The following is a 23,307-nucleotide window of genomic DNA, read 5'->3' on the forward strand; positions in this document are numbered from 1 at the left end:
AGTTTTAACTTTAAATTGAAATCATAAGTTACTAAAAAACTGCGTTTTAACACAGTTAAAACTGTTTTATACACACTTTTATAAACCAATGTTTAACAAAACAAAACAGATGTTATCAAAAAAAGGGGTGAGACTGTATAGTCTCACCCCTTTTATCTGAAATATTTTTAAATTGATTTACTCAACAAATATCTTCTGTACTCTTACAACTCCATCAACATCTGTTGTCATTACAAAGTAAACTCCTTGTAAATTCGCATTCGCTACAACTCGTCCTGATTGTTTAAAGATCTTAATCGCTATTACGTCGGCTGGAACTACAATACTTCCTCCTACTACATCCAACTCTTCAATAACAACTGGTGCAACTGGTGATGAACAATCATCTGCACTTGTAAACACACTTGCATCTTCTACATAATTCGTCCAGTTTAAAGTACTGTATGTTACAGCATCAACCTTTACACATGTTAAACTTGGTGTATTTACAATGTTAAAGTTATCATTAGCAACTCTGTTGTTAAATCCATTCTTGAATAATACTTGTTCTAATGATGGATTCACACTTAAGTTCAACTTAACAATACACTTATTATTATCTAAGTCTAACGTTCCTTCTAAATCATTGTACTCTAAGCTTAATACTGATAAGTTTAACGCTGATCTTATATCTAAGCTAGTCAACTTATTTGTTCCTGCATATAAGTGTGTTAATGACATCTTATATCCTAAAATTAAGTCTTCTAACTCATTTCCTTGAACTTCTACATAAACTAATGCTTCGTTTGGTGTAAGGTCTAAGCTTGTTAACTTGTTTCCTTTTAAACTTAACGTCTTTAATAACGTGTTGCTTGATAAATCAATTGTAGTAATTAAGTTACCTCCTGCATACAATTCTTCTAAAATTACTTGGTTAGACACATCTAAACCAGTCAATTGATTTCCTGATACATCTAATACTCGTAACAATGTATTACTTGATAAATCAACTGTAGTAACTAAGTTTCCTGCCATATGTAATTCTTCTAACGAAGTAAACAACTCTATTCCACTCATATCTTGGATACATAATCCAGTGATATTTAAGTAAGTCATCGTAGCTACATTAGCTGCCGGTGTAATGTTTCCATCTGCAACTCCATCTAAATCCAATCCTTGATCTACCATGTACTCCTCTAAAGTTGCAAAACAAACCGGTGCTGGTTGAACTGTATCACAGCTTCCTGGAGGATAGTTATCCAAGTTGTTGTTACATAAGTTAACTGTCTCTATTTGTGTATGATCTGTTAAATCTAATATTCCTGATAAATTGTTATCATTCAATAATAAAGTAACAACACACTTAATTCCATCTAAGTCAACTACATCTATGTCATTGTATCCTGCATTTAAGTAAGCTAAGTTACAGTTGTTTCCTAATAATAACTCTTCTAACTTATTATAGCTAGTTTCTAATGACTCTAACAAGGTTAATGGTCTTACATCTAAATGCTCAATCTCATTGTAACGTAATCCTAAATGTTTTAATATTAAGGCATTCGATACATCTATCTCTGTTAATTTGTTTCCTTCTAAATGTAACTCTTCTAATAAAATATTATCTCTTACGTTGATTCCTATTAAATCATTATACTTTAAGCTTAAGTGCTTTAAGTTTACATTTTGCTTTAAATCGATAACTGTCAACTCATTGTCATCTGCGATTAAAGTTTCTAAAGCTGTAAAGTATTCAATACCATTTAAGTCCCTTAAGTTCTTACCCTTGATATCTAAATGTTTGATTGTAGCAACTTCTGGTGCTGGATCAATAACTCCATTGATAACTCCATCTAAGTCCCAACCTTTATTAACTAAATAAGCTTCAAAAGTGGTTACTTTACAATCATCTGTTAAACACTCAGGTGAAACATATCCAAAATCTTGTGCTGTATTATCTTCACCAATTGCTAAAGTTACATCACTTGTATTTGGAGTATCAATACCATCTGAGTCGAAAGTTAAACTTAACTCATCAGTTGTAATACCTGTTGGTAAACCTCCTGTTACGGTACTTACATCAACTGAAACTGTGTAGTCTCCTGCTGGTAAGTTACTAAACAAGTACTCTCCATCTGAATCTGTTAAAACACTTACGTCATCTGAACTATCTCCTGGTGTTCCTGGATCTAAAGTTACCGTAGCTCCTTCTAATCCTACTTCTGCTCCTCCACTTTGAACTCCATTACCATCAAAATCATACCATACTGTATCTCCTATTGATCCTAATCCTTCGTATCCAAAGTCTTGCGCATCATTTTCCTCTCCTGCTTCTAAAGTTACATCACTTGTATTAGCACTTCCTGTTCCATCGTTATCGTATGTTTGAGATAACTCTCCAACTGTTACTCCAACTGGTAAACCTCCTGTTACGGTACTTACATCAACTGAAACTGTGTAGTCTCCTGCTGGTAAGTTACTAAACAAGTACTCTCCATCTGAATCTGTTAAAACACTTACATCATCTGAACTATCTCCTGGTGTTCCTGGGTCTAAAGTTACCGTAGCTCCTTCTAATCCTACTTCAACTCCATTCTGTGCTCCGTTTCCATCTGCATCGTACCAAACTGTATCTCCTATTGACCCTACTCCTTCGTATCCAAAGTCTTGGTCTAAGTTATCTTCTCCTATTGCTAAAGTGACATCACTTGTATTAGCACTTCCTGTTCCATCGTTATCGTATGTTTGAGATAACTCTCCAACTGTTACTCCAACTGGTAAACCTCCTGTTACAGTACTTACATCAACTGAAACTGTGTAGTCTCCTGCTGGTAAGTTACTAAACAAGTACTCTCCATCTGAATCTGTTAAAACACTTACATCATCTGAACTATCTCCTGGTGTTCCTGGATCTAAAGTTACCGTAGCTCCTTCTAATCCTCCTTCAACTCCATTCTGTGCTCCATTTCCATCTGCATCGTACCAAACTGTATCTCCTATTGATCCTAATCCTTCGTATCCAAAGTCTTGGTCTAAGTTGTTCTCTCCTGCTCCTAAAGTTACATCACTTGTATTAGCACTTCCTGTTCCATCGTTATCGTATGTTTGAGATAACTCTCCAACTGTTACTCCAACTGGTAAACCTCCTGTTACGGTACTTACATCAACTGAAACTGTGTAGTCTCCTGCTGGTAAGTTACTAAACAAGTACTCTCCATCTGAATCTGTTAAAACACTTACATCATCTGAACTATCTCCTGGTGTTCCTGGATCTAAAGTTACCGTAGCTCCTTCTAATCCTACTTCAACTCCATTCTGTGCTCCGTTTCCATCTGCATCATACCAAACTGTATCTCCTATCGATCCTAATCCTTGGTATCCAAAGTCTTGGTCTAAGTTATCTTCTCCTATTGCTAAAGTTACATCACTTGTATTAGCACTTCCTGTTCCATCGTTATCGTATGTTTGAGATAACTCTCCAACTGTTACTCCAAGTGGTAAACCTCCTGTTACAGTACTTACATCAACTGAAACCGTGTAGTCTCCTGCTGGTAAGTTACTAAACAAGTACTCTCCATCTGAATCTGTTAAAACACTTACATCATCTGAACTATCTCCTGGTGTTCCTGGGTCTAAAGTTACCGTAGCTCCTTCTAATCCTACTTCAACTCCATTCTGTGCTCCGTTTCCATCTGCATCATACCAAACTGTGTCTCCTATCGATCCTAATCCTTCGTATCCAAAGTCTTGGTCTAAGTTGTTCTCTCCTGCTCCTAAAGTTACATCACTTGTATTAGCACTTCCTGTTCCATCGTTATCGTATGTTTGAGATAACTCTCCAACTGTTACTCCAACTGGTAAACCTCCTGTTACGGTACTTACATCAACTGAAACTATGTAGTCTCCTGCTGGTAAGTTACTAAACAAGTACTCTCCATCTGAATCTGTTAAAACACTTACATCATCTGAACTATCTCCTGGTGTTCCTGGGTCTAAAGTTACCGTAGCTCCTTCTAATCCTACTTCAACTCCATTCTGTGCTCCATTTCCATCTGCATCATACCAAACTGTATCTCCTATCGATCCTAATCCTTGGTATCCGAAGTCTTGGTCTAAGTTATCTTCTCCTGCTCCTAAAGTGACATCACTTGTATTAGCACTTCCTGTTCCATCGTTATCGTATGTTTGAGATAACTCTCCAACTGTTACTCCAACTGGTAAACCTCCTGTTACGGTACTTACATCAACTGAAACTGTGTAGTCTCCTGCTGGTAAGTTACTAAACAAGTACTCTCCATCTGAATCTGTTAAAACACTTACATCATCTGAACTATCTCCTGGTGTTCCTGGGTCTAAAGTTACCGTAGCTCCTTCTAATCCTCCTTCAACTCCATTCTGTGCTCCATTTCCATCTGCATCATACCAAACTGTATCTCCTATCGATCCTAATCCTTGGTATCCGAAGTCTTGGTCTAAGTTATCCTCTCCTATTGCTAAAGTTACATCACTTGTATTAGCACTTCCTGTTCCATCGTTATCGTATGTTTGAGATAACTCTCCAACTGTTACTCCAACTGGTAAACCTCCTGTTACGGTACTTACATCAACTGAAACCGTGTAGTCTCCTGCTGGTAAGTTACTAAACAAGTACTCTCCATCTGAATCTGTTAAAACACTTACATCATCTGAACTATCTCCTGGTGTTCCTGGATCTAAAGTTACCGTAGCTCCTTCTAATCCTCCTTCAACTCCATTCTGTGCTCCGTTTCCATCTGCATCATACCAAACTGTATCTCCTATCGATCCTAATCCTTCGTATCCAAAGTCTTGGTCTAAGTTGTTCTCTCCTGCTCCTAAAGTTACATCACTTGTATTAGCACTTCCTGTTCCATCGTTATCGTATGTTTGAGATAACTCTCCAACTGTTACTCCAACTGGTAAACCTCCTGTTACAGTACTTACATCAACTGAAACTGTGTAGTCTCCTGCTGGTAAGTTACTAAACAAGTACTCTCCATCTGAATCTGTTAAAACACTTACATCATCTGAACTATCTCCTGGTGTTCCTGGATCTAAAGTTACCGTAGCTCCTTCTAATCCTACTTCAACTCCATTCTGTGCTCCGTTTCCATCTGCATCATACCAAACTGTGTCTCCTATTGATCCTGGTTTATTAACAATACCAAAATTAACTTCTGTTTCGGTTACTGTTCCAACTGAAACTGCCAATATACCATCTACATTTCCATCATTCCCTGCTGCAGTACCTTGATTTTCTCCTGTATTTACCCATGTTGCAGGCAAATTAGGCGTAGTACTTCCACTTGGATTTGTATGTAGAACTACTGTATAATCTGAATTTGGTTCAATATCATCTAAGAACGAATATGATCCATCAGCATTTACAGGCATTGTATCAACAATTACACCATTATCATCTAATAAACTAACATACAATTGTGTCGCACTTGGAGTAGAAATACCTGTTCCATCTACTGTACTATCTGTTAACTCATCAGTATCATTAAACACGTTACCTTCAATACCTGGAACTAATGGGTTCGTAGGGTTGTTTTCAAAAGTATCGTCAGAAATACCGTAGAATTTCACATCTGCATCTCCATTGTTATCAATTCTAAAACCATAAATAGGTTGACTCGTATTGAACAAATCAACATCTACTACTGAAAAGTGTTGTGGTTGATCAGCAAATCTTCCCGCTGAACCATACCCAATGTTCCAATCGTATTTCTTATTCCCATTTGGAGAAGCTACACCATTTACTTTACCAAACCTTAATTCTCTTGCTGAAGCAATTGGATTTCCGTTAATATCCAAAGGAACGATTCTAAAAAAAGTATTACCATCTCTCTCACTAACTACTAAATAATCATTGTTAGTTAAAGCCTTTGACCAATAGATATCAAAATCATCTCCTGCTGGAGTATTTGATGAACCGTCATAAAACATGTAACTCAATGCATTACGATTAGTTACCATATCTTGCATAGCATCTTCCCAACCGGCAACTCCATCAGAAATCAATGTTTCAACACCTTCGTCGTAAACACCTACTCCGGTTGTTGAATTGGTAAAGTTATTACTAGCTAGTAATGCACCTTTTGCGTTTAAAAAATTTAAAGTCTTTATAGTTCCTCCATCATTAATTTTAACATAATTCATTAAAACAGGTAATGAAGTTTGTTTTGCTACAGGAGCAGGATCTAAACCACCACTTGTTTGAGTGATTGTATTTCCATTAAATTCAATTTGCACTTCTGTAATCGATACATTATCTGTACCTAGCACCACATCATAGAGTGTCTGTGCATTTGCCCCAAGAGAGCCCACACTCAACAGCAAAATAAAAAGTAGTTTCGTAATTTTCGTCATAGTAAAACGGTTTTAATCTAAGTAATATCTGAGCGCACAAAGTTAAATCAGAACGTACATTTAGCCCCTAAACAAATGTTATAAAAAAAGCGTAAACACCTCTACACAAGTCCCCTATAATCAAAGCCTTAACAAAAACAACTTATAAATACAAAAACCACATATACACACCCTAAATAATATGAAATATTAAAAAAAAGAAGTGAAATTTAATAAAAAACAAAAAAAGGGGTGAGACTGTATAGTCTCACCCCTTTTATCTGAAATATTTTTAAGTTGATTTACTCAACAAATATCTTCTGTACTCTTACAACTCCATCAACATCTGTTGTCATTACAAAGTAAACTCCTTGTAAATTCGCATTCGCTACAACTCGTCCTGATTGTTTAAAGATCTTAATCGCTATTACGTCGGCTGGAACTACAATACTTCCTCCTACTACATCCAACTCTTCAATAACAACTGGTGCAACTGGTGATGAACAATCATCTGCACTTGTAAACACACTTGCATCTTCTACATAATTCGTCCAGTTTAAAGTACTGTATGTTACAGCATCAACCTTTACACATGTTAAACTTGGTGTATTTACAATGTTAAAGTTATCATTAGCAACTCTGTTGTTAAATCCATTCTTGAATAACACCTGCTCTAATGATTCGTTGTTTCTTAAATTCAACTTAACAATACATGAATTCTTATCTAAGTCTAACGTTCCTTCTAAATCATTATACTCTAAGCTTAATACTGATAAGTTTAACGCTGATCTTATATCTAAGCTAGTCAACTTATTTGTTCCTGCATATAAGTGTGTTAATGACATCTTATATCCTAAAATTAAGTCTTCTAACTCATTTCCTTGAACTTCTACATAAACTAATGCTTCGTTTGGTGTAAGGTCTAAGCTTGTTAACTTGTTTCCTTTTAAACTTAACGTCTTTAATAACGTGTTGCTTGATAAATCAATTGTAGTAATTAAGTTACCTCCTGCATACAACTCTTCTAAAATTACTTGGTTAGACACATCTAAACTAGTCAATTGATTTCCTGATACATCTAATACTCGTAATAATGTATTACTTGATAAATCAACTGTAGTAACTAAGTTTCCTGCCATATGTAATTCTTCTAACGAAGTAAACAACTCTATTCCACTCATATCTTGGATACATAATCCAGTGATATTTAAGTAAGTCATCGTAGCTACATTAGCTGCCGGTGTAATGTTTCCATCTGCAACTCCATCTAAATCCAATCCTTGATCTACCATGTACTCCTCTAAAGTTGCAAAACAAACCGGTGCTGGTTGAACTGTATCACAGCTTCCTGGAGGATAGTTATCCAAGTTGTTGTTACATAAGTTAACTGTCTCTATTTGTGTATGATCTGTTAAATTTAATATTCCTGATAAATTGTTATCATTTAATAATAACGTTTTAATACACTTAATTCCATCTAAATCAACTACCTCTAGATTGTTGAATGCTGCATTTAAGTATTCCAAGTTACAGTTACTACCTAATAATAACTGCTCAATCTTGTTATAACTAGCCTCTAATGATTTTAACTCTGTTAATGGTCTTACATCTAAAATCTTGATATTGTTATAACGTAGCCCTAAATGCTTCATGATTAACGCATTTGAAACATCTATCTCTGTTAATTTGTTTCCTTCTAAGTGTAACTCTTCTAATAGAATATTATCTCTTACGTTGATTCCTATTAAATCATTATACTTTAAGCTTAAGTGCTTTAAATTTACGTTTTGCTTTAAATCGATAACTGTCAACTCATTGTCATCAGCGATTAAAGTTTCTAAAGCTGTAAAGTATTCAATACCATTTAAGTCCCTTAAGTTCTTACCCTTGATATCTAAATGTTTCATTGAAGAAACTCCAGGAGCTGGAATTATAACTCCATTGATTTCATTATCTAAATCCAACCCTAGTTTAACTAAGTAAGCTTCGAAAGTGGTTACTTTACAGTAATCATCCAATAAACAGTCAGGATCACTTGCTAGCGTTGTTCTTACGATGAACGTTACATCGTCTGATGTGGCTGCACAATCTCCGTCTGCTGCAATTGTATATCTGATAACCACCTCTGTATCAGTATTTACATCCGCTGGTGTATAAGTTGTTCCATCAATGCTTCCTCTTCCTGATACAATTGACCAAGTTCCTCCTGCTGGACTTCCTGACAATGTCTTCGTTTCATCTTCCGTGATATCTGCATCGCTTGTGTTATTCTCAGCAACTACATCACAAACTGGTGTTACTGTGAATGTTACATCGTCTGATGTGGCTGCACAATCTCCGTCTGCTGCAATTGTATATCTGATAACTACCTCAGTGTCAGTATTTACATCAGCTGGTGTATAAGTGTTACCATCAATGCTTCCTCCTCCTGATACAATTGACCAAGTTCCTCCTGCTGGACTTCCTGACAATGTCTTAGTTTCATCTTCCGTGATATCTGCATCGCTTGTGTTATTCTCAGCAATCACATCACAAACTGGTGTTACTGTGAACGTTACATCGTCTGATGTGGCTGCACAATCTCCGTCTGCTGCAATTGTATATCTGATAACTACCTCAGTGTCAGTATTTACATCAGCTGGTGTATAAGTGTTACCATCAATGCTTCCTCCTCCTGATACGATTGACCAAGTTCCTCCTGCTAGACTTCCTGACAATGTCTTAGTTTCATCTTCCGTGATATCTGCATCGCTTGTGTTATTCTCAGCAATCACATCACAAACTGGTGTTACTGTGAACGTTACATCGTCTGATGTGGCTGCACAATCTCCGTCTGCTGCAATTGTATATCTGATAACTACCTCAGTGTCAGTATTTACATCAGCTGGTGTATAAGTGTTACCATCAATGCTTCCTCCTCCTGATACGATTGACCAAGTTCCTCCTGCTGGACTTCCTGACAATGTCTTAGTTTCATCTTCCGTGATATCTGCATCGCTTGTGTTATTCTCAGCGAACACATCACAAACTGGTGTTACTGTGAACGTTACATCGTCTGATGTGGCTGCACAATCTCCGTCTGCTGCAATTGTGTATCTGATAACTACCTCAGTGTCAGTATTTACATCAGCTGGTGTATAAGTGTTACCATCAATGCTTCCTCCTCCTGATACAATTGACCAAGTTCCTCCTACTGGACTTCCTGACAATGTCTTCGTTTCATCTTCCGTGATATCTGCATCGCTTGTGTTATTCTCAGCAACTACATCACAAACTGGTGTTACTGTGAATGTTACATCGTCTGATGTGGCTGCACAATCTCCGTCTGCTGCAATTGTATATCTGATAACTACCTCAGTGTCAGTATTTACATCAGCTGGTGTATAAGTGTTACCATCAATGCTTCCTCCTCCTGATACGATTGACCAAGTTCCTCCTGCTGGACTTCCTGACAATGTCTTAGTTTCATCTTCCGTGATATCTGCATCGCTTGTGTTATTCTCAGCGAACACATCACAAACTGGTGTTACTGTGAATGTTACATCGTCTGATGTGGCTGCACAATCTCCGTCTGCTGCAATTGTATATCTGATAACTACCTCAGTGTCAGTATTTACATCAGCTGGTGTATAAGTGTTACCATCAATGCTTCCTCCTCCTGATACAATTGACCAAGTTCCTCCTACTGGACTTCCTGACAATGTCTTCGTTTCATCTTCCGTGATATCTGCATCGCTTGTGTTATTCTCAGCAACTACATCACAAACTGGTGTTACTGTGAATGTTACATCGTCTGATGTGGCTGCACAATCTCCGTCTGCTGCAATTGTATATCTGATAACTACCTCAGTGTCAGTATTTACATCAGCTGGTGTATAAGTGTTACCATCAATGCTTCCTCCTCCTGATACGATTGACCAAGTTCCTCCTGCTGGACTTCCTGACAATGTCTTAGTTTCATCTTCCGTGATATCTGCATCGCTTGTGTTATTCTCAGCGAACACATCACAAACTGGTGTTACTGTGAATGTTACATCGTCTGATGTGGCTGCACAATCTCCATCTGCTGCAATTGTATATCTGATAACTACCTCAGTGTCAGTATTTACATCAGCTGGTGTATAAGTGTTACCATCAATGCTTCCTCCTCCTGATACAATTGACCAAGTTCCTCCTGCTGGACTTCCTGACAATGTCTTAGTTTCATCTTCCGTGATATCTGCATCGCTTGTGTTATTCTCAGCAACTACATCACAAACTGGTGTTACTGTGAATGTTACATCGTCTGATGTGGCTGCACAATCTCCGTCTGCTGCAATTGTATATCTGATAACTACCTCAGTGTCAGTATTTACATCAGCTGGTGTATAAGTGTTACCATCAATGCTTCCTCCTCCTGATACGATTGACCAAGTTCCTCCTGCTGGACTTCCTGACAATGTCTTAGTTTCATCTTCCGTGATATCTGCATCGCTTGTGTTATTCTCAGCGAACACATCACAAACTGGTGTTACTGTGAATGTTACATCGTCTGATGTGGCTGCACAATCTCCGTCTGCTGCAATTGTATATCTGATAACTACCTCAGTGTCAGTATTTACATCAGCTGGTGTATAAGTGTTACCATCAATGCTTCCTCCTCCTGATACAATTGACCAAGTTCCTCCTGCTGGACTTCCTGACAATGTCTTAGTTTCATCTTCCGTGATATCTGCATCGCTTGTGTTATTCTCAGCAACTACATCACAAACTGGTGTTACTGTGAATGTTACATCGTCTGATGTGGCTGCACAATCTCCGTCTGCTGCAATTGTATATCTGATAACTACCTCAGTGTCAGTATTTACATCAGCTGGTGTATAAGTGTTACCATCAATGCTTCCTCCTCCTGATACAATTGACCAAGTTCCTCCTGCTGGACTTCCTGACAATGTCTTAGTTTCATCTTCCGTGATATCTGCATCGCTTGTGTTATTCTCAGCGAACACATCACAAACTGGTGTTACTGTGAATGTTACATCGTCTGATGTGGCTGCACAATCTCCGTCTGCTGCAATTGTATATCTGATAACTACCTCAGTGTCAGTATTTACATCAGCTGGTGTATAAGTGTTACCATCAATGCTTCCTCCTCCTGATACAATTGACCAAGTTCCTCCTGCTGGACTTCCTGACAATGTCTTAGTTTCATCTTCCGTGATATCTGCATCGCTTGTGTTATTCTCAGCAACTACATCACAAACTGGTGTTACTGTGAATGTTACATCGTCTGATGTGGCTGCACAATCTCCGTCTGCTGCAATTGTATATCTGATAACTACCTCAGTGTCAGTATTTACATCAGCTGGTGTATAAGTGTTACCATCAATGCTTCCTCCTCCTGATACAATTGACCAAGTTCCTCCTGCTGGACTTCCTGACAATGTCTTAGTTTCATCTTCCGTGATATCTGCATCGCTTGTGTTATTCTCAGCAACTACATCACAAACTGGTGTTACTGTGAATGTTACATCGTCTGATGTGGCTGCACAATCTCCGTCTGCTGCAATTGTATATCTGATAACTACCTCAGTGTCAGTATTTACATCAGCTGGTGTATAAGTGTTACCATCAATGCTTCCTCCTCCTGATACGATTGACCAAGTTCCTCCTGCTGGACTTCCTGACAATGTCTTAGTTTCATCTTCCGTGATATCTGCATCGCTTGTGTTATTCTCAGCAACTACATCACAAACTGGTGTTACTGTGAATGTTACATCGTCTGATGTGGCTGCACAATCTCCGTCTGCTGCAATTGTATATCTGATAACTACCTCAGTGTCAGTATTTACATCAGCTGGTGTATAAGTGTTACCATCAATGCTTCCTCCTCCTGATACGATTGACCAAGTTCCTCCTGCTGGACTTCCTGACAATGTCTTAGTTTCATCTTCCGTGATATCTGCATCGCTTGTGTTATTCTCAGCAACTACATCACAAACTGGTGTTACTGTGAATGTTACATCGTCTGATGTGGCTGCACAATCTCCGTCTGCTGCAATTGTATATCTGATAACTACCTCAGTGTCAGTATTTACATCAGCTGGTGTATAAGTGTTACCATCAATGCTTCCTCCTCCTGATACGATTGACCAAGTTCCTCCTGCTGGACTTCCTGACAATGTCTTAGTTTCATCTTCCGTGATATCTGCATCGCTTGTGTTATTCTCAGCGAACACATCACAAACTGGTGTTACTGTGAATGTTACATCGTCTGATGTGGCTGCACAATCTCCGTCTGCTGCAATTGTATATCTGATAACTACCTCAGTGTCAGTATTTACATCAGCTGGTGTATAAGTGTTACCATCAATGCTTCCTCCTCCTGATACAATTGACCAAGTTCCTCCTGCTGGACTTCCTGACAATGTCTTAGTTTCATCTTCCGTGATATCTGCATCGCTTGTGTTATTCTCAGCAACTACATCACAAACTGGTGTTACTGTGAATGTTACATCGTCTGATGTGGCTGCACAATCTCCGTCTGCTGCAATTGTATATCTGATAACTACCTCAGTGTCAGTATTTACATCAGCTGGTGTATAAGTGTTACCATCAATACTTCCTCCTCCTGATACAATTGACCAAGTTCCTCCTGCTGGACTTCCTGACAATGTCTTAGTTTCATCTTCAGTGATATCTGCATCGCTTGTGTTATTCTCAGCAACTATAGAACATAGATCTACACAATTTGCTAAGTCTAAATTGATATCTCCTTGAACCCATTGATTATTTTCATTTTGATATTCAAACCATCCTGAAACTCCATAGTTTGTATTCTTACTATTCGCAGCTTGACCAATTTGGAATCCATAATAGTAACTTGCTGGTTTATGTCTTACTGGTTTTTCTTGCCCAGCATTACTTCCTAAACCAACTAACTTACTTGTTGCATCATCTAAAATATAGTAAGCCCAATCTTGGTAATTATCCCCCGCTTTTCTACGCTCATCTTTATATGATCTTCCTAAAGCTTTCCACGCATTCCAATTTTTAGCATCTTTTAAGTTATACTCAATAGACCACTTATCATTTGAATCGTTAATATTGATTAAAGTACCTCTTAACGTTGCAGTACCATCAGAATATCTCTTTAATTCTCCTGCGTTATTTTCGAAATAGAACCTTGCTCTTGAACCATTATAACTACTTAACCACATTGCATGGTTACTCTCACCATTACTTCCTTCATACTGAGCTACACAGTATTCATTTTCTGTAATATCAGTATTATCTGAAGGATCTGTATCATCATCATTAGGAACTTCATCTTGACATGCTCCTAAATTTGTCCATTTAGCTGGAGTTTCTACAGGTTCTTGGTTTGTAGTTGAAGCTGTTGCTTTATACAACACATCTAAATGCACTACATAATCTCCTGAATTGTATACTGTTCCATATGCCCAAACAGGTGCAATTTCACATGTTAACTCAGTATCACAAACATCACCTATTCCATCATTATCTACGTCTGCCTGATCTGCGTTCTTTGTATACACACAGTTATCAACATCATCAGTAACACCGTCATTATCGTCATCATCATCACAAACATCTCCAATTCCGTCATTATCATTATCCGCTTGATCCGCATTTACGATTACTCTACAATTATCAGTATCATCATTTACACCATCGTCATCACTATCTGTATCCTCATGATCTAAGGTACCGTCATTATCTGTATCCTCTCCTAATGGGAAATTACACAAATCTGAAAAACGAATTCTTTGATCATTCTTAGCTCCTCCTGTAGAAGCTGTATAAGTTAAATGAACTTTACTCTCTCCACCAAAGAAGTTATTAACAACATCTCCTACATATGTTCCAGCAGTAACTCCATCAACTGAAAAAGTTAATGTTTGAGTAGAAGCTTTCCAACAAGCCATTACTTGGTGCCATTGACCATCTTCTAAGTTACTTAATGCTATTGCCGATGAAACAACAGTTCCATTGTCAGTATCTCTTATAGAACCATGATCTGCATCTATGTCTTCAGCACCATTCTTCCAAGTATCAAGCTCCAACATAATACCATCTTTGATACCTAAAGCCCCAAGACCCTCACCATAAGAACCGAGTGCATTTTCAGCTGCAGGATCGTTATGGAAAGTAATTGCAATACCATCAGCACCTCCATCTTCAGTACCTAAATAAGCCTCAAAAGACATATCAAAATCCTTAGTGAAATCAATCAAACCTGTAGCTGCTGCTGCACCTCCTTGACTTTTTAAATCTGGAGTTAATTGAACTTCTGAATCACTAATAGCACTTGCATGACCTACTAAATTAAAAATAGAACCTACAGTAGCTCCATTAGGATAACGTTCTACACAATCAAGAATACCGTCATTATCATCATCATCATCACAATTGTCACCTATATTATCATTATCAGCATCTGCTTGACCTGGATTAGCTGTATTCACACAATTATCAACATCATCAGTGATCCCATCATTGTCAGAATCATTATCACAAACATCGCCTATATTATCATTATCAGCATCCGCTTGGTCTGCATTTGTTGTATTCACACAATTATCAACATCATCAGTAACCCCATCGTTATCTGCATCGTTATCACAAACATCACCTATATCATCATTATCAGCATCCGCCTGATCTGCATTCTTAGTATTAACACAGTTATCAACATCATCCTCAACACCGTCATCATCTGCATCGTTATCACAAGTAACAGAAGTAGATTCAATATTCAGTATCTTAAATTCCTTATTTAAGTCTGAGATAATTTCAATCGTATCAAACCCGGCATTGTTAGTTACCGTAACCGTATGTTCTGAATTATCTTGCTCGTTAACATCATCCATTTCTAATGTCTGAATTACAGAACCTTCTTTTTTAAGAAGTAGTCGTCCTTCATCCTTAGAATCTTTATAACTTTTGATAGTTATTTTCACAGAAGTTGCAACCCCACCTAAACTTATCTCTCCTGTAGTTTCTCCATTATAATTTAAGTTATAATCTGTTGTATTCTCATAAGTACAATCACCACCTACATTATCATCATTACAAGTAATATCATTATCAAATGGATGATGATGTAATTCTCCACCACTCATTTCAAATGACTTTACAACTACCTGACCATCAATATTACTAGATGAGTTTTTTGCAAAGTGAGCTTTTGGAGCAAAAACAGTTCCTTTAACAGTTCTAGCAGAACTATTAAACTCTAAATCTGTTGTATTGTAGAAATTAAACAAAATATAACGCCCATGAGAATCTCCAATTCCATTAAAATTGAACATCTGTGTACTGAAAGAACCAGCTGCATCTACGTTAACAATTAGATATTTACTAGCAGAAGGAGTGTCTCCACTAAACTGCAATGCATTTAAACTATTTAATACCGTACCAGTAGTATTAACAATATTCACACCATCTGACAAAGTAATATAACCTGTACCATGACTAACATTTATTGAAGTAGTAGCAGCCTCTTGGCTTAAACACAAAGAAACAGCTTCGAACTCATCGAAAGCTGCATCAAAATCTATCAAACCACTTCTGTTTACAGAAGATTCAGACTGTTTGACATTTAAAATAATCTTAGGATTGGTATCAATACTATTAACATCTTCGTTAATTCTAGTGTTGATTTGTTGAGATGGATTCCCTGGCATATTATCATGTATCGTAATACCAGTATCGTCTCCAACCTTTATAAAAGTATTGCTATTGATGTTGATATCACCATTCGCATTACCAAAAATAATCTTACCATCCACATACAAACCTACTTGAGTAGACTCCGCTGTATCAGTAAAACCTCCACTCACATCGTGTGCAAAACTGTAGTTCGAATCAAAGGTAGCATTACCACCTATAGCCCCAACACCCTCAGAGTGACCCCCTGTAAAAAGAGCATCTCCTTTTACAAACAAATCAAACCCCTCTGCTGCCGCAGTTGGACTTTCTTGTGCTTTTGTTACTAGTGGGCCCAGCACTAACAACGAACTTAAAAGCAATTTCATTATTTTAATCATAGTAAACTTGTGTTTTAGTTCAGTTTTCTCTGAGCCCACAAAAATACGATTAAACATTGTAGTATTAAACCCTAACTCATTAACATATGTTTACAAAGAAAACTAGTAAAAACTTTCGAACATATGTTAACAACTATCAATACAACAATAAATCATAACAAAAAAAAAGATCAAACAACAAAGCTTGATCTTTTTTTATTTATTACTCAATAAAACTAATCTATAACTACGATTTTATCAACCGAAACCTCTCCATTCACATCAACCAACTTTACGTAATATAAACCTAACAGATTCATATTAGCCACAACCCTTCCTGATTGTGTAAAAATTTTCATCTCTACAACATCTGCAGGAACCTCTATTTCTCCACCTACGACAACTAATTGCTCTTCCACAATTAGGCCAACTGGCTTAGAACAATCTTCAGATGAAGTAAACACACCTGAATCCTCCACAAATAAAGTCCAATTCAACACACTAAACACTACTTCATCTACCTTTACACATGTTAAATTAGGATTTGAAACAATATTAAATCCATCGTTCGGAACACGCGCATTGTAATCATTCTTAAACTCAACCCTGCTCAATAAATTATTACTTAAGTTAAGCAACAGTAAACATGTATTCTTATCCAAATCTAAGGTTCCCTGCAACAAGTTATTTTCTAAACTTAACACAATCAAATTCAATGCTGCTCCTACATCCACCGTCGTCAACTTATTCGACCCAGCATATAAGTGAGTTAAGGCCATTTTATACCCTAAATCTAAAATCTCCAAAACATTTCCTTGAACCTCAATCAAGACTAAGCCCTCATTCGCTGTCAAATCTAAAGCTGATAACTTATTACCCTTCAACACCAACTGCGTTAACAACAAGTTACTTGACAAATCTATAGATCTTATACAGTTATTGGCCGCATACAACTCCTCTAACACTATTTGATTCGACAAATTCAGGTTATCCAATCTATTCCCACTCACATTCAACACTCTCAACAATGTATTGTTTGACAAATCAATTTCCGTCACACTATTTCCCGACATTTGCAATTCTGTCAAAGAAGCAAACAACTCAATACCAGACATATCTTTGATTCCTCTTAGACTAAGATCCAATGAAGTAGTCGTAAACACATCTGCTCTAGGATTGATAACCCCATTCGCAACATCATCTAGATCAAGACCATAGAAAACCATATACTCCTCCAAAGTATCAAACTGCTCTGGCAACACTCTCTCAACTACACAACTTCCTGGAGGATAATTATCCAACTGGTTATTACACAAGTTGATGTATTTTAATTTATGATGTAAATCCAAATCGATAGTTCCTGTTAAATTGTTATCATTTAAATACAATTCTACCAAATTCAACACCCCTGACAAATCAACACTATCTAACACATTGTATCCTGCAAACAATTGCTTTAAACTTGGATTCGTTCCCAATAATAAGCTCTCTAAACTTCCATTCTCCTTAACACCCACATACTCCAAATTCTTATTATTCCTAACATCTAACGTCTTGAACTTATTGTACCTCAATTCAAGAACCTTTAGCAATAAATTATTATACAATTCTAAACTCTCTAATTCATTACCTCCCAAATAAAGCTCTTCAAGCAAAATATTATCTCTAACATTTAATCCTATTAAATTATTGTAACCTAAGTTGATATGCTTCAAATTCACATTCTTAGTCAAATCTACCACCGACAATTCATTGTTTTTAGCAATCAGAACTTCCAAACCTGTTAAATGCTCTATCCCTTTTAGATCCACCATATTTTTACCAGAAACATCCAAAGTTTTAATAGCTGCCAAAGAAGGACTTGGAACAATAACTCCATCCACTTTATCATCATATCCGTTTTGAACTAAATACTTCTCAAACGTAAAACTATACCTTCCACTACAATCAATATCAAAACAGTCTTCATCGCTAACCAACTCACAAGCATCTCCAATTCCATTATCATTTCTATCTTCTTGATCTGGGTTCGCTACCAACTGACAGTTATCAACATCATCAGTTACCCCATCATTATCATCATCATTATCACAAACATCTCCCTGATCATCATTATCGTTATCCGCCTGATCTGCATTTGGTGTGTTTATACAATTATCAACGTCGTCTGTAACACCATCGTTATCAGCATCATCATCACATGCATCTCCTATATCGTCATTGTCAGCATCCGCCTGATCTGCGTTTGGTGTGTTTACACAATTATCAACATCGTCTGTAATACCATCGTTATCTGCATCATCATCACATGCATCTCCAATATCATCGTTATCAGCATCCGCCTGATCTGCGTTTGGTGTGTTTACACAATTATCAACATCGTCTGTAACACCATCGTTATCAGCATCGTCATCACATGCATCTCCAATATCATCGTTATCAGCATCAGCCTGATCTGCGTTTGGTGTATTTATACAATTATCAACATCGTCAGTAACACCATCGTTATCAGCATCGGCATCACATGCATCTCCAATATCATCGTTATCAGCATCAGCCTGATCTGCGTTTGGTGTATTCACACAATTATCAACGTCGTCTGTAACACCATCGTTATCGGCATCATCATCACATGCATCTCCTATATCGTCGTTGTCAGCATCAGCCTGATCTGCGTTTGGTGTGTTTACACAATTATCAACGTCGTCTGTAACACCATCGTTATCGGCATCATCATCACATGCATCTCCTATATCGTCGTTGTCAGCATCCGCCTGATCTGCGTTTGGTGTATTTACACAATTATCAACATCGTCTGTAATACCATCGTTATCGGCATCGGCATCACACGCATCTCCAATATCATCGTTATCAGCATCAGCCTGATCTGCGTTTGGTGTGTTTACACAATTATCAACGTCGTCTGTAACACCATCGTTATCGGCATCATCATCACATGCATCTCCTATATCGTCGTTATCGGCATCAGCCTGATCTGCGTTTGGTGTATTTACACAATTATCAACATCGTCAGTAACACCATCGTTATCAGCATCGTCATCACATGCATCTCCAATATCATCGTTATCAGCATCAGCCTGATCTGCGTTTGGTGTATTTATACAATTATCAACGTCGTCTGTAACACCATCGTTATCGGCATCATCATCACATGCATCTCCTATATCGTCGTTGTCAGCATCAGCCTGATCTGCGTTTGGTGTGTTTACACAATTATCAACGTCGTCTGTAACACCATCGTTATCGGCATCATCATCACATGCATCTCCAATATCATCGTTATCAGCATCAGCCTGATCTGCGTTTGGTGTATTTATACAATTATCAACATCGTCTGTAACACCATCGTTATCGGCATCATCATCACATGCATCTCCAATATCATCATTATCAGCATCCGCCTGATCTGCGTTTGGTGTATTTACACAATTGTCCTCATCATCTGGAATCTTATCTCCATCTGTATCATCAAAAATTTCACAACTCGCCAAATCTAAATTGATATCTCCTTGAACCCACTGATTGTTTTCATTTTGATATTCAAACCACCCTGAAACTCCATTATTTGCATTCTTACTATTAGCTGCCAATCCTATTTGGAATCCATAATAATAACTAGAAGGCTTATGTCTTACTGACTTAACTTGACCATCATTACTTCCTAAACCTACCAACCTACTTGTAGAAGCATCTAAAATATAATAAGCCCAATCTTGATAATTATCCCCAGCTTTTCTACGTTCATTTTTATACGACCTTCCTAAAGCCTTCCAAGCATTCCAATTTTTAGCATCTTTTAAGTTATACTCTATAGACCACTTATCATCAACATCGTTAACATTAATTAACACTCCTCGTAATGTGGCTGTACCATCTGAATACCTTGTTAATTGACCTGCATTATTCTCAAAATAAAATTTTGCCCTACCTCCTTTATAACTACTCAACCACATCGCATGGTTACTCTCCCCGTTAACCCCCTCGTACTGAGCAATACATGATTCATTAGAAGTAATATCTATATTATCATTCAGGTCTGTATCATCATCTTCCGGAATTTCGTCCTGACAAGAACCTACAGAAACCCATTTATCAAGGCTCTCAATTGGCTCTTTATTTGTACTAGAAGCAACAGCTTTGTATAACACATCTAAGAAAACTACATAATCTCCGGATTCATAAGCCACCCCATACTCCCACACTGGCGAACTATCACACGTCAATTCTGTATCAAATTCATCAGCTACACCATCATTATCAGCATCATTTTCAACAACAGGAGCTGAAGCATTTAAACATCTAGCACCATCATTTTTAGAACTCGATGGACCAGTCGCAAACAATAACGACTCCATTCCACCTCCATTAGTAACTTGATGAACGTCTTTAATTCTATATATCTTACCATTATTATTAAATGAAACATAAAAATTACCTGAAGCATCAAAGTAAACAGCTCCAAAAGCACCGTTAAATCCATCAAGAATTGGCACCAAACCTAAATCCACTACATCTCCATTTGAAGGATTAATTTTGTACAAATGATTCTCTTCTTTTGTTACCGTATAGAGATTACCATCATTAACATTGAAAGCCCAATCATGAACATCTACATCCTCTGAAAGATTCACAGAACCTACATAGTCAAGATAATCATCCGAGCTTGGATCTAAATCTATCTTATAAATTTTAGAACCATTTTTTATGTGATAAACACCATCAGCATCAATATCTCCTACATATGAACCATTAACAGGCAATCCACCAATCGTATAAGTACTTACTTGATAATCCTGTGTAACTCTAACAATTTTTTTAGAACCGATTGTCCCCCAAAGACCTCCGTCTTTTACATTAAACCCTACCGCATTAATATCTTCGTTAACAATATTTTCTTTAACTAAAACGGAATTTCCCGAACCTAGCTCAACCGTATAAATATCATTTTCCTGAAACAAGTAAGCTTTATCATTACAAACAACAGGCCCATCATCATCACAATCATCTATTTCCTCCCAATAATTCCCCTCATGATCTTCAGGGTTTCTATCTTTTTTATCCTTTAAAGCTCTATATAACTTACCATCATAAACAACATAATCTCCAACTTCATACTCGACATCATCATCCCATTCTTCAGCATCATCACACGTTTCCAAATCATCGTCGTCATCATCACAATCATCTATCTCCTCCCAATAATTCCCCTCATGATCTTCAGGGTTTCTATCTTTTTTATCCTTTAAAGCTCTATATAACTTACCATCATAAACAACATAATCTCCAACTTCATACTCGACATCATCATCCCATTCTTCAGCATCATCACACGTTTCCAAATCATCGTCGTCATCATCACAATCATCTATCTCCTCCCAATAATTCCCCTCATGATCTTCAGGGTTTCTATCTTTTTTATCCTTTAAAGCTCTATACAACTTACCATCATAAACAACATAATCTCCAACTTCATACTCGACATCATCATCCCATTCTTCAGCATCATCACACGTTTCCAAATCATCGTCGTCATCATCACAATCATCTATCTCCTCCCAATAATTCCCCTCATGATCCTCAGGGTTTCTATCTTTTTTATCCTTTAAAGCTCTATACAACTTACCATCATAAACAACATAATCTCCAACTTCATACTCGACATCATCATCCCATTCTTCAGCATCATCACACGTTTCCAAATCATCGTCGTCATCATCACAATCATCTATCTCCTCCCAATAATTCCCCTCATGATCCTCAGGGTTTCTATCTTTTTTATCCTTTAAAGCTCTATATAACTTACCATCATAAACAACATAATCTCCAACTTCATACTCGACATCATCATCCCATTCTTCAGCATCATCACATGTTTCCAAATCATCGTCGTCATCATCACAATCATCTATCTCCTCCCAATAATTCCCCTCATGATCCTCAGGGTTTCTATCTTTTTTATCATTTAAAGCTCTATATAACTTACCATCATAAACAACATAATCTCCAACTTCATACTCTATATCATCATCCCATTCCTCAGCATCATCACACGTTTCCAAATCATCGTCGTCATCATCACAATCATCTATCTCCTCCCAATAATTCCCCTCATGATCTTCAGGGTTTCTATCTTTTTTATCCTTTAAAGCTCTATACAACTTACCATCATAAACAACATAATCTCCAACTTCATACTCTATATCATCATCCCATTCTTCAGCATCATCACACGTTTCTAAATCATCGTCATCATCATCACAATCATCTATCTCCTCCCAATAATTCCCCTCATGATCTTCAGGGTTTCTATCTTTTTTATCCTTTAAAGCTCTATATAGCTTACCATCATAAACAACATAATCTCCAACTTCATACTCTATATCATCATCCCATTCTTCAGCATCATCACACGTTTCCAAATCATCGTCGTCATCACAATCAACATCCTCAGCCTCAATACCTAATATTTTAAATTCTTTATTTAAATCCGAAACAATCTCAATAGCATCAAAACCTGAATTATCAACTACAGTAACTGTATGCTCTGAATTATCCTGCTCACTAACCTCATCCATATCTAATCGAGCAACCTCACCACCATCCTTCCTCAATATCAACGTACCTCCATCACTTGAATCTTTGTAACTTTTTATAGTAATCTTAACAGAAGTAGTAACGCCTCCAAGATCAATATTACCTGTAGAATCACCCACTGAATTTAAATTGTAATCGGTTGAATCTTCATAACTACAATCACCCCCTAAATCATAAACCACATCTTTAGAGACCGTTAAAAAAGTAGAATTTATATTATTTGAATATGACATTGTTACTCCTAACAACAAAAAACAAAGTATCGTAATTTTCCTCATAGTAAACCTATTTTTCTAAGTTAAAACTGCCCAAG

Annotated in this window: 3 protein-coding genes; all 3 read right to left on the bottom strand. The window is 37.1% G+C overall.

The genetic code is table 11. The annotated features are described in order from the left end of the window. Positions 1 to 177: 177 nt before the first annotated feature. Positions 178 to 6,369, bottom strand: a complete 6,192-nt coding sequence (locus ACXHHC_RS09630; RefSeq protein WP_458226159.1) for an SdrD B-like domain-containing protein — start codon at positions 6,367 to 6,369, stop codon at positions 178 to 180. A gap of 281 nt (positions 6,370 to 6,650) precedes the next feature. Then, positions 6,651 to 16,388, bottom strand: a complete 9,738-nt coding sequence (locus tag ACXHHC_RS09635) for a collagen-binding domain-containing protein (protein ID WP_458226160.1) — start codon at positions 16,386 to 16,388, stop codon at positions 6,651 to 6,653. Positions 16,389 to 16,615: 227 nt separating this feature from the next. Next, complete coding sequence (locus tag ACXHHC_RS09640; protein ID WP_458226161.1) at positions 16,616 to 23,272, bottom strand: thrombospondin type 3 repeat-containing protein; 6,657 nt, start codon at positions 23,270 to 23,272, stop codon at positions 16,616 to 16,618. Between the last annotated feature and the right edge of the window lie 35 nt (positions 23,273 to 23,307).

The sequence above is a fragment of the Wenyingzhuangia sp. IMCC45574 genome (assembly GCF_054182685.1).

What these genes read in the sequence shown, in the direction of transcription:
- ACXHHC_RS09630 (WP_458226159.1), bottom strand. Translation starts at nt 6,369, where the DNA reads ATGACGAAAATTACGAAACTACTTTTTATTTTGCTGTTGAGTGTGGGC.
- ACXHHC_RS09635 (WP_458226160.1), bottom strand. Translation starts at nt 16,388, where the DNA reads ATGAAATTGCTTTTAAGTTCGTTGTTAGTGCTGGGCCCACTAGTAACA.
- ACXHHC_RS09640 (WP_458226161.1), bottom strand. Translation starts at nt 23,272, where the DNA reads ATGAGGAAAATTACGATACTTTGTTTTTTGTTGTTAGGAGTAACAATG.